At 58.8% G+C, this 17,261-nt stretch carries 10 protein-coding genes and 1 tRNA gene; 9 read left to right on the plus strand and 2 right to left on the minus strand.

The window, feature by feature from the left end:
• Positions 1-69 precede the first annotated feature (69 nt).
• Positions 70-2,250 (plus strand): ATP-dependent DNA helicase UvrD2, encoded by a 2,181-nt coding sequence (locus tag DCC25_RS00490; protein WP_110100234.1) that lies wholly within the window; start codon positions 70-72, stop codon positions 2,248-2,250.
• 7 nt (positions 2,251-2,257) lie between these two features.
• Here the strand turns inward: DCC25_RS00490 and DCC25_RS00495 are convergent, their stop codons facing one another.
• Positions 2,258-3,370 carry a ThiF family adenylyltransferase gene (locus DCC25_RS00495; protein WP_110098577.1) on the minus strand — a complete coding sequence of 371 codons (1,113 nt, stop codon included), beginning with the start codon at positions 3,368-3,370 and terminating at the stop codon, positions 2,258-2,260.
• Positions 3,371-3,557: 187 nt separating this feature from the next.
• Here DCC25_RS00495 and DCC25_RS00500 point away from each other — a divergent pair, with 187 nt between their 5' ends.
• Positions 3,558-4,232: a SprT-like domain-containing protein gene (locus DCC25_RS00500; RefSeq protein ID WP_158278510.1), complete on the plus strand. Its 675-nt coding sequence runs from the start codon at positions 3,558-3,560 to the stop codon at positions 4,230-4,232.
• On the opposite strand, the gene DCC25_RS00505 is transcribed toward DCC25_RS00500, so the two are convergent.
• Positions 4,229-5,653, minus strand: a complete 1,425-nt coding sequence (locus tag DCC25_RS00505) for a zinc-dependent metalloprotease (protein ID WP_110100236.1) — start codon at positions 5,651-5,653, stop codon at positions 4,229-4,231. The genes DCC25_RS00500 and DCC25_RS00505 overlap by 4 nt on opposite strands.
• 205 nt (positions 5,654-5,858) lie before the next feature.
• Between DCC25_RS00505 and DCC25_RS00510 the strand changes: the two genes are divergently transcribed.
• From DCC25_RS00510 to DCC25_RS00540, 7 genes are all read left to right on the plus strand, one after another.
• Positions 5,859-6,986 (plus strand): PDZ domain-containing protein, encoded by a 1,128-nt coding sequence (locus tag DCC25_RS00510; RefSeq protein WP_110098580.1) that lies wholly within the window; start codon positions 5,859-5,861, stop codon positions 6,984-6,986.
• Positions 6,987-7,058: 72 nt separating this feature from the next.
• Positions 7,059-10,217 (plus strand): UPF0182 family protein, encoded by a 3,159-nt coding sequence (locus tag DCC25_RS00515; RefSeq protein ID WP_334228145.1) that lies wholly within the window; start codon positions 7,059-7,061, stop codon positions 10,215-10,217.
• An 82-nt stretch (positions 10,218-10,299) separates the two neighbouring features.
• Positions 10,300-10,373: transfer RNA gene (locus DCC25_RS00520), tRNA-Met, on the plus strand.
• A gap of 529 nt (positions 10,374-10,902) precedes the next feature.
• Entirely contained in the window at positions 10,903-13,809 is a 2,907-nt protein-coding gene (locus tag DCC25_RS00525) for a TIGR03773 family transporter-associated surface protein (RefSeq protein ID WP_110100237.1), read from the plus strand.
• Positions 13,796-15,355, plus strand: coding sequence for an anchored repeat ABC transporter, substrate-binding protein (locus DCC25_RS00530; protein WP_110100238.1), 1,560 nt, complete (start codon positions 13,796-13,798; stop codon positions 15,353-15,355). Before DCC25_RS00525 ends, DCC25_RS00530 begins: the two co-directional genes overlap by 14 nt.
• A 37-nt stretch (positions 15,356-15,392) precedes the next feature.
• Positions 15,393-16,445: a choice-of-anchor M domain-containing protein gene (locus DCC25_RS00535; RefSeq protein ID WP_110098583.1), complete on the plus strand. Its 1,053-nt coding sequence runs from the start codon at positions 15,393-15,395 to the stop codon at positions 16,443-16,445.
• Positions 16,442-17,242 carry an anchored repeat-type ABC transporter ATP-binding subunit gene (locus DCC25_RS00540; protein WP_110100239.1) on the plus strand — a complete coding sequence of 267 codons (801 nt, stop codon included), beginning with the start codon at positions 16,442-16,444 and terminating at the stop codon, positions 17,240-17,242. The genes DCC25_RS00535 and DCC25_RS00540 overlap by 4 nt, the downstream gene beginning before the upstream one ends.
• The last annotated feature ends 19 nt before the right edge of the window (positions 17,243-17,261 follow it).

Here is a 17,261-nt window from a genome sequence, read left to right on the forward strand (position 1 = left end):
GACCGCTGAAGCCACGTAGCGACGTTGGGCCGGACGTTGCACAATCTATCGAGTCAAGGAGGTGCCACGGTGAGTTCACCCGAGGAGATGCTTGAAGGCCTCGACGTGGAGCAACGCCGGGCAGCCACCGCCTTGCACGGACCCGTGTGCATTCTGGCCGGGGCCGGGACCGGGAAAACTCGAGCCATTACCCACCGGATTGCTTACGGAGTGGCCACCGGAGCCTATAGTCCGTTTCACACGTTGGCGCTGACCTTCACCAGCAAAGCCGCTGCGGAAATGCGAGCTCGTCTCCGGGTGCTAGGCGCTGGGGGAGTACAAGCACGCACATTTCACGCCGCGGCGTTGAAGCAGCTGAGTTATTTCTGGCCCCAAGCAATTGGTGGACCAATGTTTGGGCTATTAGAGCATAAGATCCGACTGATTATTGATGCGGCTAACCGGCTGCGGATGAGTACCGATCGAGCCACGGTCCGAGATCTTGCCGGAGAAATCGAATGGGCCAAGATCTCGATGCTCACCCCGGAGACTTACCAACATCAGGCAGGTCACCGCCCGTTGCCTAGCGGGTGGGACCCGTTGTTGTTCTCTCGGCTCTTTCAAGCCTATGAAGATCTCAAAGCCGACCAGCGATTGATGGACTTCCACGATGTGTTGCTGTTGATGGTTGGGATCCTCGAATCTGAGCCAGCTATTGCAGCCGAAGTACGTCGTCAGTACCGGGTCTTTATCGTCGATGAGTATCAGGACGTCTCCCCGCTCCAACAGCGGTTGCTAGAGGCCTGGCTGGGCGACAGCCATGAATTATGCGTGGTGGGTGATGCCTCGCAGACCATCTACTCTTTTACCGGGGCCACGTCACGGTTCTTGTTGGAGTTCACAACGACCTATCCGCAGGCTCAACGTATCGAGCTGATCCGGGATTATCGGTCCACCCCGCACATTGTGGCCTTGGCCAATCGACTCTTGGAACAACGGACCCAACAGGGCCAACAAGCCGGAGGAAGAATGCCTCCCTGGCCTCGTCCGCTCGAGTTGGTCTCTCAGCGAGATAATGGTCCGGCGCCGGTGTTTTGGGAATGTGAGGATGAACAGACCGAAGCAGACCAGATCGCCAGCCATATCCATCAGCAAATCACCGACGGAAAACTCCCGGAAAATATTGCGGTACTGTTCCGTACCAACGCCCAATCGGTGCATTTCGAACAGGCTCTGACCCGACACAGCGTTCCCTACCAGCTCCGAGGCGCCGAAGGGTTCTTCCAACGCACTGAAGTTCGGGAAGCTGTCTTGCAACTACGCTCCGCCGCTCAGGCCTCACCTGCGGTGCGGGGCGAACAGGTGGTGGAGCTGATGGAAGCGATCCTGACCTCATTGGGATACAGCACTGATCCGCCCCAAGCCACCGGTGCAGTGCGACAGAAGTGGGAGTCCCTTGACGCACTAATTACCTTGGGTCGCCGAATGCTGGATGATCACGGTGCACAGCTCAGTCTCGACCAGGTGGTCCAGGAACTACAGCACCGAGACACCGATGAGCATCCGCCCACCGTTTCGGGGGTGACCTTGGCGTCGTTGCACTCAGCTAAAGGATTGGAATGGGACGCGGTTTACTTGGCCGGACTCACCGAGGGAATGGTCCCGATTGGTTTTGCTCAAACCCAGAGCGAGATTGATGAAGAACGACGACTGTTCTATGTGGGTATTACGCGTGCACGGAATGAAATTTTTTTCAGCTGGCCGCGTCACCGCAACGGAAGAACTGGCAACAAGTCCAAGCCCTCACGGTTCCTCTCGGCCCTGATCCCGCAAGCGTCATCGACGCAGACGATTCCTTCACCGCACACGGGTGTGTCGGCATCGAACCAGGCCCAGCGGTCCTCTCCGGGTGACTTCCACGGTAAGCGTCGCGGGCGCTCACAGGTGGCACAGTGTCGGGTCTGTGGCCAGCCACTGGAAACACCGGTGGCCCGGAAACTGGGCCGCTGTCAAAACTGTCCAGCCACCTATGACCAGCACCTTCTGGACACACTCAAAGAGTGGCGCTCCACCACCGCCAAGTCAGAAAAGTTGCCGGCGATGATGGTGTTTACAGACGCGACCTTGGTGGCCATCGCTGAAAAGGTGCCACAGACAGCGAGCGCATTGCGCCAGGTCCCCGGAATCGGGGATGCCAAATTGTCGAAATACGGGGATGCGGTGCTCCACCTCGTCAGTTCCGCCCCCAGGGAGGAAGACCAGAATGGCTAGCTGCGTGTCAGGAGTAGGCGACCGCGCCACAACAGCGGGGATGCTCACTGATCGTGAAGCTTGATACGGCACCGGTTCGGGCCGAGACGCTGAGTACTTGACCGGGTACAGCGCCGGGGACTTCGCCGGCATCGGTCAGCGTCAGGACATCTCGAAGCGGTGTGGCATCGATCCAATTCAGCACTTGAATGCCCACTAATCCAGCGACAGCGTAGGCCAAACCTAGAGGTTCACGACCTGCTGCTTGCGCTCGCAACGCATGCTGTCGATCCGCGTAAGAGGGATCGAGCTCCGCTTCGCGTGCCATCCAGCAGTGAGGGCACGGCGAGGTTTGGGGCAAAAGCCAGGGGCCGATGACGACGCGATCGTCGTGAAGGGTGACTGGTAGCACTGGTTGAGCTCGACGTTGGGCCTGGGCGAGAAACTCCGTGGCCAGTCCGCCTCGTGTGATGCAGACAGACAGGTCACCGCACGGTTGGGGCGCGACGGGGTGTGACTGGGGCAAAATCTCGATGTCAGGAAACTGGTGACGTAACTGTTCGGCGGTGGCGACACCCCGGCACCGTGAAAGATCTTCGGGCAGGAACCCGGTGCCGAGATCACTGACTGTGACAGGTTGGGGATCCCACACCCACATCCTTGCGACGCCGGCGTTGGCAAGCAGGAGTGCCAAGGCGCGCCCACTGCGACCAGTCCCCAGTATCTGCACGGAGGACTGAGCGCGTCGAGTGTGCAAAGTGGGTGCATCAACTGGACAAACCTGCACCGAAGTCTTCTCGTCAGCGTCATGCTGCGAGCTGGGCTCCACGGTTACCGCCTGCAGGGTGGCCGTGGCCGTGGCAACGTCACAGTCGGTGCTTGGTTCTGGGGACGGCTCGGCCGGGGAGTTCAACAAGACTGGGTCGAGGGTTGAGATCAGTCGCCAGGTTTCCTGAGTGCTGAGCCCGGCCTGTTTGCCGTGACGTGGTTCGCTACCATCCGGAATTCCGCGACGCAGTTTCTCCAGTAGCGCGGTGATTTGCGGTGTGGCGCCAGAGATCTGCAGAGATCGTTCACCTGAACCGATTTGGACCAGGCCAGCTGAAATTTTCACGAAAGACAGGCCGGGGTTGATTTGCATGAAGTAGCTCCTGGGACGACGATGATTCGGGCCAGTACCGGCTGACCGGAAGGGTCCGGACTGCCATCATCGCAAAGACCGTGAGCTCGTGCAGACGGTTGTCCACAACTGGTTTGCTCAGGTGTTGTTGTCCACAGTCCAACACGCCTTGTTGGGGTAGGGTTGCCGTGACCGAAGAATGGACACCATGACATCACTACCACAGCACAGCACCCAGCATTCGCCCTCAACATTACACGGCTTTCGGCACCTAGACGGTCCCTTCCGGTTGGGTCGTGGCCGCGTCGCCGAAGTCTATGAGTATCACGGTCGAACCGTACGAATTATTCGTTCGCTCCGGCGCACGAGAAGCTTCCAAGCCTCTTACGAAGACGGAATGTTGCACATCGCTGCACCGGGCCGGCTGAGTCAGGAAGCAATCTTTCATGCCAGCGCTGACCTGATCCAGCGTCTGGAGAAAAAACGCGACAACCGCATGAAAACCAGCGACCAGGACCTCTACGACCGGGCGGTGTTTTTAGCCAAAACATGGTTGAATTCCGAGGTTGTGCCGGCGAGTGTCAGGTGGTCGAGCCGGCAGACCAAAGTCTGGGGGTCGTGCACCTCGGCTACCGGAGAGATTCGGTTGTCCACCCAGCTGAAAGGTATGCCTCAGTGGGTCATTGACGGTGTGCTGGTCCACGAATTGGTTCATTTAGCCCACGGCGGGCATGACGCAGATTTTCACCGGATGGCTGCTCGCTATTCTCGGATGGATGAAGCGATGGCCTATCTGGAGGGTTTCAGCCATGCACGACGTTTCGCAAGTGCGTGCTCACCGCAACTGGGTTGGACGACTGGGGACGACGGTGACGAGGATTAACGATCCTTTCCCGGTGTTTGGCCGTCGTCGTTGAAGCCACCATCGAGTAGCTTGCGGAGCTCCTCATCCATCTGTTCGGTCTGCTCGGCCTGAGCCTGGCGACGTGCTTCGTATCCGTCGGGATCGTCAAGATCTTCAGCGGTCGGAATCCACAGCTGTTCTTCCCAGATCGAATCGCGGTATTCCGTGCCCTTCTCGTCGGTAATCTTCTGCCAGAATGCAGCAGCCTCCCGCAATCGACGAGGACGAAGGTCCAGGCCGACCAACGAGCCAAAAGCATGTTCTGCTGGCCCACCGGTGGCACGGCGACGATTAATCATCTCGCGCAGTGCAGCTTCTGATTCCAGTGCCTGAGCTGCCTGAGTGGTGACGACATCGACCCAACCCTCGATGACGGCCAAGGTGGTTTCCAGCTGTTCCAGGGCAGCCTTCTGGGTCCCGGTGGGTTCAGGGACCAACATTCGGCCGGAGAAGACCTCTTGCATAGACTCGGGGTTCATGGGGTCAACCGACTGGGCAGCATCTTCAATGGAGCTCAAATCAATGGTTAAACCGGCCGCGTACTGTTGCACGGCGGCCATCAAATCACGCTCCAGCCACGGTGAATGGACAAACAGACGCATTCGGGCCGCTTCCCGCAAGGCGAGATAAATTCGGATTTGATCTTCTGGAACCTGCAGGCCATCACCGAATTCTTCGACGTTGACCGGAAGCATGACCAGCCGGTGGCCGGCCACCGGGAAACCGGAATCGGTTCCCGAAAGAACTTCGCGGGAGAGCTCGCCCAAGGCTTGGCCGAGTTGCAGACCGAAGATGGTGCCACCCATGTTCTTCATCATCGGACCGATGTCGCCCATGGCAGCTCGCATCTCTTCGGGAAGCTGGCCGGGAAGCTGTTCGGACAAAGCCCGAGACAGGGCCTGTGAGACCGAGGTGGCAACCGGCTCAGTCATCTCTTTCCACTGGTCAAGAGTCTTCTCGACCCATTCGGCTCGGGACCACGCCACGCCGGAATATCCGGTGGATTCCATAGTGGTGGCCTGATCCAACCATAGCTCCGCCAGGCGCAAGGCATCTTCGATTTCCCGTCGTGCGAAGGTGCCCACCGATGGGTCGTCGCCGGCGGCAGCCTGCCGGGCGGTTTGGCGTACCAGTGCCCAGTTCACCGGTTCATCAGAATTACCCGAGGACATCATGGCCTGGAATTGTGACATCATCTGTTGCATCATGGCGGGGTTAAACATGGCCGGATCCAACGGCATCGCGGACTGGCCGGACATCTGTTGCATGGCTCGACGAATTTCTTCGGGGTTAGGAGCCTGCTCGCCAAACATGCGACGCAACATCTCGGAAAACGGATCGTTATTGTCCGAACCGTCGTCGCCGTGGTCATTCCGTGGTCCATCCGGGGGAGTAGTCATGAGTTATAGACTACCGATTCCGGTCGCACCATGACAGCTTCGCGCGGTAGTTGCCGTTGAGGTTCGCTGAAGGCACACCGGCGTCTCGTGCCGATGTCACGAGGCTCAACGCTGTCGTACAGATGTTATTTCTTCTTCTAGAATAGAAGGGATTGGGAGACCTCTCTTCTCCGCCAGCGCGCACTGTCAGGAAGGCTCGGACAACATGTCTTTATCACCGGATGATCTCACCCCCTTGCGGGTGAATGACTCAGCCGACGTGCGCCCTGAATCGCCACGCGAGGTGAAGCGACGCCGCATGGTGTGGATTTCAGGTCTTCTGCTGGCTGCAGCACTGTTGGCTGGGGTCGTATTTCCGGTGTCCTACGTTGCCGAGCACCCCGGCCCGACCGTCAACACCATCGGGGACGTTGATCTTGGTGAGGGGGAAGAACCGGTTTTGTCGATTGAGGGTACCGAGACTTATCCCGTCGACGGTGCGCTGGATATGACAACCGTGTCGGTTCAAGGTCCGCCCACCGGAGCGACTTTTGCTATCGACGTGTTGTTTGGCTGGATGTTCCCCCACGTTTCTCTGACTCCTTCGGCCACAGTTTATCCCTCGAACGTGTCATCCTCTGAGGTTCAAGAGACCAACACGGTGGCGATGAATACTTCTCAGTCGTGGGCGATGGCTGCGGCGTTGGAGTATCTGGAGATCGATTACACCCAGCATCTGTTCGTCCACGACTTTGCAGAAGGCGCTGAGGCCACTGACCTGTTGCGTCGAGGAGATCAGGTGATTGCTGCCAACGGTCACCCCATTACCGGTCTGCAAGGACTCAAGGATGCTGTTGACGACTCCGCGCCGGAGCCGGTGACGCTCACCATTGAGCGGGACGGCGAGCAACACAAGATCGACGTACCCGTCACTGAGGCTGAGGACGGTAGCTACCAGATCGGGATCTACTTAGATTCCGAGTTCGACTTCCCCTACGACTTTGAAGTGTCCCTCGGTGATGTTGGCGGTGCCAGCGCGGGGATGATGTTTGCGCTGGGCATTATTGAAAAACTCACCGAGGAGAACCTGGTCGACGGTGACCATATTGCCGGCACCGGTACCATCGACCCCGATGGTACTGTCGGCCCCATTGGCGGAATTCTCCAAAAAGTCTATGGTGCTCAACGCTCTGGAGCCACCGTGTTTCTGGCCCCAGAGGCTAACTGTCCAGAACTTGACGATAAGGTCCCCGACGGGATCACCGTGTATTCGGTGTCGAGCCTGGAACAGGCTGTGGAGATCGTGAAATCTCACGACACACCAGAGGCAGAAAACGTCACCACCTGCGGATAGCAGGACTACTCAACACATCACCCAACATTCGACACAAGTCGGGCGTCCAACGCCTGCAGATAAGGAACAAACGTGAGTTTCGGGCAAAGTTTTGGCGACCTGTTCTCAGGCCGTTCCTCGGGCTCGGGTTCATCCGGTGGCTCGTCGGGGAATAACAATTCCTCCTCGGGTTCTTCGGGTGGACCGGGTGGCTCGTCGAACCGACAGCAACAGAACAATTCACGTCGTCCCGGTGCGCTGATCATTACGATCATTATTCTCGCTGCCCTGGTGGCGCTGTTCGTACTGTTTGCGATGATCTACACCGAAGTGCTGTGGTTCAGCCAGCTCGATTTCACCTCGGTGTTTTGGATCGAACACCTGACGCGCGGTGTACTATTTGTCATCGCCGGGGGTGTGATGGCATTCGTCACCTGGCTGGCAATGTGGCTTGCCTGGCGGAAGCGCCCCGATGCGGACGCAACCTCGATGCGCGATGGCGTCTACCAGTTTCGAAAGCAGATTGAATCGGTCCGCCGGCTCGTGCTCATCGGTGTTCCGCTCTTGATTGGTTTCTTCGCCGGAGCGGCGGCGATGAACTCCTGGCAACAAGTCCTATTGTTCCTCAACCAAGAGCCGTATGGTGAAACTGATCCAGAGTTCGGCCTGGATCTGACCTTCTATATGGCCACTCTGCCGATGCTCGGCACGATTGTCAGCTTTGCGACGTCGGTGGTCTTGGTGGCTGGCATTGTCGGACTGGTGGTGCACTACCTCTTCGGTGCGATCACCATCCAAGAACGCGGTGGTATTCAGATCTCGCGCACCGCACGCTGGCACATCGTGATCTTCGCGTCGCTGTTTATGCTCTTGCAGGGTGTCAACTACTGGCTGGATCGGTACCGCACTTTGCAGAACCAAGAAGGCAACTGGGCCGGTGCGATGTACACCGATGTCAACGCGGTGATTCCGACCTCTACCATTTTGGCTGTGGCTGCCGTTTTGGTGATCGCGCTGTTCATTCTTACCGGGCTACGCGGTCGGTGGCGGTTCGGCATCATTGGTGCAGCCGCGTTCATTGTGGCGGCTCTGGTGGCCGGGGTGGCCTACCCCTACCTGATCCAGCAGTATCGGGTGCAACCGACCGAGCGGGCCTTGGAAAGCGAGTTCATTGAGCGCAACATCAACTACACCCGTGAGGCCTATGGGCTCTCCGATATGGAATACACCAACTATGCCGGTGAGACCGAAGCGAGCGCGGGAGCGCTGGCTGGCGAATCGGCCACCACGGCCAATATTCGTTTGATGGACCCAAACCTGCTGTCCCGGACCTTCGGACAGTTGCAACAGTTCCGTCCGTACTATTCGTTCCCCAATACGTTGCACGTGGACCGTTATGAGGTTGACGGCGAAGTGCGCGACACCATCATTGCACCCCGTGAGGTCAACGTGAACCCGGACTCCTCCTGGGTGAACCAGCACATTACCTATACCCACGGGTATGGCCTCACCGCCGCGGACAGTTCGGAGGTAGGAGGCGGTGGACGCCCGGCTTTCTTGCTCTCGGGTATTCCCACCGACGGTGAGCTGGCATCTGACCAGGATTACGAGCCACGCATTTACTTCGGGATGAACTCACCGCAGTACTCCATCGTGGGTAAGGAAGATGGCGATCCGGACCAGGAACTGGACCGTCCCCAGGATGCCGAATCGGAAGAAGACACTACCTACACCTTCTCCGGTGATGGTGGCCCCTCGGTGGGTAATATCTTCAATCGGTTATCGTATGCGATCCGCTTCGGTTCCACCGAAATCATGTTCTCGCAGAACGTGACCTCGAATTCCCAGATCCTCTACGACCGCCACCCAGTCGATCGTGTGGAGAAGGTTGCCCCGTACCTGGAGGTTGACTCCAACGCGTTCCCGGCCATTGTGAACGGGAGGGTCAAGTGGATTGTCGATGCCTACACCACCTCGGATGCCTTCCCGTACTCAGATTCTCAGGACTTCGACTCGGTGACCGTCGACTCGCTGAACACCAACCCGAATACCAACCCATCGGGACAGGTGAACTACATTCGCAACTCAGTCAAGGCCACCGTGGACGCCTATGACGGTTCGGTCGACCTCTATGCATGGGAGCCCGAGGACCCGTTGCTTCAGGCCTGGCAGAAGGTCTACGGCGGTCACATCAAGCCATACTCTGACATGAGTGCGGAATTGATGGATCACGTGCGTTACCCCTCGGATATGTTCAAGGTTCAGCGTGAGCTGTTGGGTCGCTACCATGTGACCGACCCGGATGACTTCTACGAAAACAACGACGCCTGGTCGGTGCCGGTCGACCCCACGATCTCGACTAACGCTGAGAATAACGATCAGCAGACGGGTGCTCAGGATGTTTCCATCCCGCCGTATTACATGTCGATGCAGCTGCCGGGCAAGGAAGAACCCGCCTTCCAACTGACCACACCGTTCATCCCGCAGGTCACCGAAGGTGCCGCACAGCGCAACGTGCTGTATGGCTTCTTGGCAGCCAACGGTGATGCCGGTACTGGCGAGGATGGCCAGAAGGCCGAGGACTACGGTCACCTCCAGTTGCTGGAGTTGCCGCGTCAAACCACGACACCGGGTCCCGGTCAAGCCCAGGCTAACTTCGACTCCAATGACACCGTGTCGCAGGAGCTGAACCTGCTCCGTCAGGGTGCTTCGGATGTGATCAACGGCAATATGATCACCCTGCCTGCTGCGGACGGTATCCTCTACGTCCAGCCGGTCTATGTGCAGTCCACCGGTGAAACCTCCTACCCGGTCTTGCGGAAGGTCCTGGTGGCCTTCGGTGACGAGGTTGGCTTCGCCGATACCTTGGCTGAAGCGCTCGACCAGATCTTCGGTGGAGATTCCGGCGCTGAAACCTCTGCGGAAGGTCAGGCCGGTGCCGGAGATACTCCGCCACCTGAAGCCGGTGATGAAGAAGGAACCGAACCTTCCGACCAGCCACAGCCACCTGAAGCAACCAGCCCGCAACAGCAGTTAGAAAAGGCCCTGCAAGACGCACGGGATGCGATGCAGGCTTCAGAAGAGGCTATGGCGGATGGTGACTGGGCTGCCTACGGCGAAGCACAGGACCAGCTCAACGACGCATTGAGCCGGGCTCTAGAGGCTGAAGGCGTGGATTCGGATTCCAACGCCGACGATGCTGAGGACTCGGATGAGAACACCGCAGAGGAGGACAACTCCGAGGCAGAGTAAGCATCACACCACCGTGTGGTGAACGGTACACCACGCTAATTTGAACTGCTCCACCCTCCGGCGTATAGTAGATACCTGTCGCCGCGGGGTGGAGCAGTTCGGTAGCTCGCCGGGCTCATAACCCGGAGGTCACAGGTTCAAATCCTGTCCCCGCAACGAGAAAACGGCACCTGACTAGGCACGATCCTAGGCAGGTGCCGTTTGTGTATCCACGCAAAGACGGCCATGCGGTGAGTGGCCGGCCGGTACGGTGAGCTCTTGCGAGCCTCCCGTCGCAATGGGCGATACTCTTCGTGTTGTTTTTTCGGTAAAAGGCGAACACCGCCTGTGTCTGTTGGTCTGGTGGTATTGGTCAGAATGGGGTGACGCTGGTCAACTGATCTCTACCAGGCAGTTTCTTGGCTACAGGGAGCCCAATCCTCAGGACAGGTAGTACGGTCCGATTCAAACGGGGATGAAATCCACGACATACCTGCGCACAACGTACCTGCATGTGGCGCCCTGTGAGCCCTTCCACTGTATTCAGCTCGTGCTCCAAGTGACGTGATTTGTGCGGCTGGGGACCACGCCTTGGGGTGTCAGGATGTCATGTATCAGTCATAATTAATGGTAATGATTCGTATTAGCTATACTGACGGAGTACTCATGATCACCGAGGCGTTTAACGCTAGAAAAGAATGAGACTATGCAAAATCACTCATTACAGGCTCGGCCTCAGGCCGGGCGCTCGCACCGAGCACTCACGACAACCGCCGTTGTGAGCGTGCTAGGTCTGTTGATGGCGCTGCTGGGACTCACCAGTCTCCCGGTTTCGGCAGCGACCGCTACCCCCTCACAGCCTGAGGAAACATCTCGTCCAGTCGTGCTCGATAAAGGGCACGTGGACGCGTTCTACCTCCACGCCAAAGATGGCAAACCCACACTCTCGTTGAAAGAAGACGTGACCGGTCATGGCGTGATGCATGACCCGGAGACAGTCCAGTTGGACGTTGTGGAACAGGCGAAGATGACTCTCCCCGCCGTTCCAGCTGTGCCGGAGGCCCTCCATGAAGCCGAGGTGTACTACCTGCCGTTGAACCAGAACCCCCAGATTGTATGGCCGGGCTGGGACAACCAAGGGCTGCGCGGAACGGGCTACGACCAGTCTGATATCGAAATTCTCGACGTGTCGGGACCGGGCGAGGTTTACCTGTGGACCCAAAAAGGCCTGGGCGAACTGGATTCGTTACTGACCGACGATGGGTATAAACTTCCCGGTACCATTCACCAGGACTATCACGCCCACGTGCATGCGAACTGGGCGTTCACCAAGGCTGGCTACTATGACTTGACGGTCCGCGGTGTGGCGATCAACTCCGAGACTGGAGAGCGGGCCCCCACCGAGGAAAAAACCTACCGTTTCCGCGTCGGGGACTTCCAGGAGTCTACCCCTGAACCAATCCCTGACCCGGAAAACACTCCCACGGTGGAACCGACGACCCAGGCGCCTACTCAGCCGGAAACACCGTCGCAACCTACAGACTCGCAGACTCCGGGTGATGACGGTACCCCCGGCCAGGACACCTCTCCATCGCAACAGCCGAGCGAGTCACAGCAGCCCTCACCGTCTGCATCGGACAAACCCAAGCCCTCACCGAGTCAGGGTAAGCCCGCTGACGACGAGATCTGCTGGGATGGACTCAAACTGGACCACGGCCACGTCGATATGTTCAATTTGGAAATGATCGACAAGAAGCCGACCTTGACGCTGAAAGAAGATGTCACTGGGTCGGGTGTGATCCATGACCCAGCAGATGTCGAACTCAACGTCAAGGACAAGGCTCAGACCACCTTGCCCAAGTCTGATGGCATCCCCGCTGAACTTGCCGGCAAATCCGGATACTATCTGCCTCTTCTTCAGGACGATTCGTTGATCTGGCCTGGCTGGGATAGCCAAGGACTCAATGGTACCGACTACAGCTCAGTGGACTTCAAGATTGAACAGGTCACCGGTCCTGGCGAGGTTTACTTGTGGAGCTCGGGGGGCCTGGGAGGAGTCCAGTCGCTTCTGACCGGGGATTCCTACAAGCTGCCGGGTACGATCCACCAGGATTACCTTGCGCACGTTCACGCCAATTGGTTCTTTACCAAGCCCGGGGCCTACTTCCTCCGCGTCTCAGCTGAGGCCCACAACGAAAAAACTGGTCAGTCCGAAAAGACCAATGCCGCTACCTATCTGGTGACCGTTGGCGCGGACCTTCCGGAGGGTTATAACAAGTGCCCGAAGCACCGTGACGACAAGGTGGGCACCACTCCTGACAACAAGCCGGCAGACCAGGGCAACGACAGCTCGAAGAAGCCCGGAAACGGTTCCGGCGGCGGCTCCGGAGAGGATTCCGGCCCAGCCGGAGGTAGCGACGGTGACCATGGTGGCTCCAACGGGGCTGGCTCTGACGATGCCGGCGACCAGGACTCTTCCGGAACCGGTGCTGACGGCGCTGGAACCGGTACTGGCGGTGAAGCTAGTGCCGGTAACGGTGGAGGATCGGGCGGTGCTGGGGCAGGTTCGGCCCAGCAACAGGCTCCTCAGTGCTTGCCGGTTGAAGAATGGAACCGCCAATACGGTCAGGGCCGCGAGGTCGTGCCTCCGGGCGATGCCAGTGGCAGTCAGGATGGCACTGCGAAGGACGGTGCTACCAGGGCCGAACAGGGTGAGCAGGCTACTGGTCTGAGCGCCGGCGAAGGACACTTCGATCTGGGCCCGGTTGTCGAAGATGGCAAGTTTGTTGCCAAGATGAAGGACGATCGGACGGCTCCGCCGGTATGGCGCAATGCTGAGGACCTCACGTTTGTTCTCGGTGATGCTGCGTTGCGTTCAGCTGATAGTCTTCCGGGCGATCTGGAATATGTGGCAGAGTCTGGCAAGGACGTCTACATGATTCAGCAGGTTCAAGAACCCGGCGTGCCGTGGGTGGGATGGAATACTCAGCACGAATCTGTGGTCAATGGTCCTGGCTCTCAGGGTGTGACCATGAGTTTGGAGAATGTGGAGGGCCCTGGTGAGCTGGCGGTGTTCCTTAACGGGAACTTCGGGCAGCTGGTTGGTGAGAAGGTGTTCGACACTGTTGGTGGCCCCAAGAGCTACCAGATTCCGGCCAACACCCACCAACATGGCAACTGGGTGTTCACCGAACCGGGTACCTATAAGGTCTCGCTGAAATTCGAGGCCAATGGCCAGTCTGCTACCGGCACCTACACCTTCCAGGTGGGAGCTGAGACCGCTCGCAGTGCGTCGGTAGCTACCCCGAAGGACGAGAATACCGACCAGGATCTCGCCCAGGGTGACCAACAGGACGCCGAGCAGAAGAGCGACGAGAGCTCCGCGCCGGCTACCTCTGTGGCTCCTAACGGTCAGGAATTGACCGCCGGTCAGGGGCTGACTCCGGAGGGAACTCCGTGCACCTTGGCGAAGACTGGTGCTGACGAACAGGTATTGAGCATGGTCGGGATCGGTGCGGGTGTTGTGGCACTCGGAACCGCCGCGTTGCTCTACGCGCGTCGACGCGCAACACTGAACGCTGTCGGTACCGTGGACGAGCATGCCCAGAGCTAAAGCCTGGGTTGCCACGGCGATCACCGCCGCACTCGCACTGACCGGGTGCGGCGGTGTATCGACCGGCAGTTTGTCCACGCCCGAAAAGCCTTCGGTTGTGACCACGACCGGTATCCTGGCTGATCTGACCCGCAATGTGGTCGGTGACCGGATGGATGTGGAACAAATCGTGCCTGAAGGCGCCGACCCGCATAGCTACGAGCCCACGCTACGAGACGTGCGTCAGATTGCCTACGCTGATGCGGCGTTTTCGAACTACATGTTGCTTGAGGACCAATCGGTGATCCGCACCTTGGACGCCTCGATCCGAGAGGATGTCCCGAACGTGGCCCTGGCAGAATCGGCGATCAAATATTCCGCAGAGGTTATTCCGCTGGTGGAAAATGTCTCCTTGGACACCATCTGGCTGGGCATGCGCGCTCAAGGCGACGGCTTACAGAACCCCGAGCTGTCCGGGGTGACGCGCAGTTCCACTGTCGAACTAACGGCCACCGATTTCTCAGGACCAGGAGATCTCGTTGCCTATCTGACAGAGTCTTTCGGCAACCCGCGGTTTTACATCGACACCTCCGATGGAATTGACCACCAGGATCACGCCCAGCTTCCTCTCGATGCCCACACGCATATGTCGTGGGCGTTCAACGAGCCTGGCGTGTACCAGCTCACCGTCAACGCTACGGTGAACATCGACGACTCATCTGAGGCACAGCCCCTGGCGGAGGACAAGACCGTCACTTTTGCTGTCGGCGTCAATCCGCACGAGGTCGATGACAGCGCGCAGGTGTTGGACGAGGGACACGCTGATATATCCGCCAATGTCGACACCGGCGAGATTGAGGTGCTCTACGACCCCAGTGGGGGAGGCGAGCACGTACAACAAGCCTATGACCCCGAAGACGTGGTCATCAGTGTTCCCACTCAAGCGCTGGAAGAAATTCCACCGGACCCCTCCTTCCGATTCCTGGGGCGGACCGGAGAACAGATCTACCAGTTGCCCCAAGCCGTCCTGGGTGCTCACGTCCACGGTGAGATTGATCCGCACCTGTGGCATGACGTGTCCAACGCCATCGCCTACGTCAAGGTCATTCGCGATACCGTGGTCGAGATCGATCCGGACAACGCTGAGTACTATCGCGCTCACGCCGCAGAGTACATTGCCGAGCTCGAAGAGCTTGACGAACAGGTAGCAACCACGATCGAGGAGATCCCGGAAGCTCAACGTCATCTGGTGACCACACACGACGCGTTCGGATACCTCGGACATGCCTATGACGTAGACATCGCGGGATTTGTCACCCCTCAGCCCTCGACCGAGCCTTCTATTCAGCAACGTCGCCGGCTGGTGGAAACCATCCAGAACCTTCAAATTCCGGCGGTATTCCTCGAGCCCGGCCTCATTTCACGGTCCAACGTGCTGGTCCAAACAGCGCATGACTTGGATGTGGAGATCTGCACGATCTACGGTGACGCCTTCGACGAGGAAGTGAACACCTACGTGGACATGATGCGCTTCAACGCCGACTCACTGAAAGACTGCCTGGGCTAAACCGGGCTCCACCGCACGAGACGAAAGAACACGACCAGTGATAACCCTTCCGACCCCTGCTAGCCCGCACGACGGGAACCTCACTTTTTCTCATGCCCTCCACGCGGTCCGTGGCATCAGCCGATCCCTGGCGACAGTGGTGCTGGGATTGTGCACCCTGGTGTCTTTCGGTGCAGTACCGGCTGTCCCGGCGCATGGGGCCACCGAAGATGCGGCGTTGGAACAGCATGTGGACGCCGATGAAAATATTGGCGAGGACCAAACCGTCATCACCTCCGGCCACGTGGACGTCGGCCCCCGGGTGATTGATGGGCAGTGGCAGTTGATGGCCCGTGACGATACCGCCCAACCGGCCACCTGGCGGTACTTCGACGATATCGTCTATCACCTCCCAGACGACGCAAGGCAACCGGCGCCCGAGGACGAGAACTATAGCTTCGTCCCCGCAGAGCCCGGCCAAGATGTATACCTGATTCCTCAAACCGAGAACCACCAGGTGCCCTGGCTGGGCTGGAACACCCAAGATCCGGCGGCCGTGGCACAGATGGCCCGTGGCATGACCTTGCGACTGACCGGTGTGGAGGGTCCCGGGGATTTCGTCTTGTTCCTGCAGAACGGTAATTTCGATCCACCGCAGAAGCTATGGGACTCCACCACGATTGGCGAGGAAGAACAAGAGATCTGGGCCGATACCAATACCCACGTGCATGCCAACTGGGTCTTCACTGAGCCCGGCGTCTACCTGTTGCACGCTGAGATTGACGTCCCCTTAACCGACGGAGAGACCGTGACCACCGCAGGAACGTTGCGCTTCGCTGTCGGCAGTCAGACCAATCCCCAAGAGGCCTTTGATGCCCAGCCAGCGACCACATCTGACGGTGAGGGTCAGCAGGCAGCAGAACAGTCCGAAGCCGATGGGGAGACTGCCGCCGGCGCTCATGCCTCCGAGGAGGGTAAGGGTGATCAGACCACACTTATTGCCATCGTGGTTGGCGTGGTGGTGTTGGTGCTGATCGTAACCATCATCCTCACCGTCGTTCGCACCTCCCGGGCACGGCGCCAGGCTGAGCGACAGGACGCTGAGGCATGACCGAGGCAAAACAGAAGGCTGACGCAACGCGACTCACCGTCGAGAATCTTTGGGTGGATCTCGGTTCACGTTCGGTGTTGAACAACATCTCGATGCGTGTCGAGGGCGGGGAGCAGGTCGGTCTCATTGGCCCCAACGGGGCCGGTAAGACCACCCTGATGCGCTCGATCCTCGGCCTGGTTCCCACACGCCAAGGGCAGGTGAACTACACCGACTCACACGGCAACACGACACTGCGCAACCGGGTGGGGTATGTGCCACAACGTCATGAATTTTCCTGGGACTTCCCGCTGAGCATTCAGGACGTGGTGCTGTCCGGACGAGTCGGGACCATCGGGTGGTTCAAACGCCCCACAGTCAACGATTTTCGGGCGGTCAACCGGGCTATCGCCCGGGTTGATCTTAGCGATCTGGCCCACCGCCCCGTCGGAGCGCTCTCGGGCGGTCAACGACAGCGCGTGCTAGTGGCCAGAGCTCTCGCGCTGGAACCCGAGCTGTTGTTATTGGATGAGCCCTTCACCGGCCTGGACATCCCCACTCAGGAACTCCTCCTGGACTTGTTTAGCGAGCTCGCCCAAGAAGGCAGAGCGTTGTTGATGACCACCCACGACCTCGCGAGCGCATTGCATACGTTTGATCGTCTCTACCTGATTAACCGCACGGTGACCGCCTCGGGTACTCCGGCACAGCTCAGGGATGAGAACATTTGGCGCTGCACGTTCGGGTTCAGCGAGAATTCGCAATTGCTGCAAGCCCTCGGCCTCAACTCCGAGGCCTCTGCCCGTTCTGCCGTGTAGCACACCGTCTTGAAGGACC

It is taken from the genome of Auritidibacter sp. NML120636 (assembly GCF_003185945.1).
Lineage (GTDB): Bacteria > Actinomycetota > Actinomycetes > Actinomycetales > Micrococcaceae > Auritidibacter > Auritidibacter ignavus.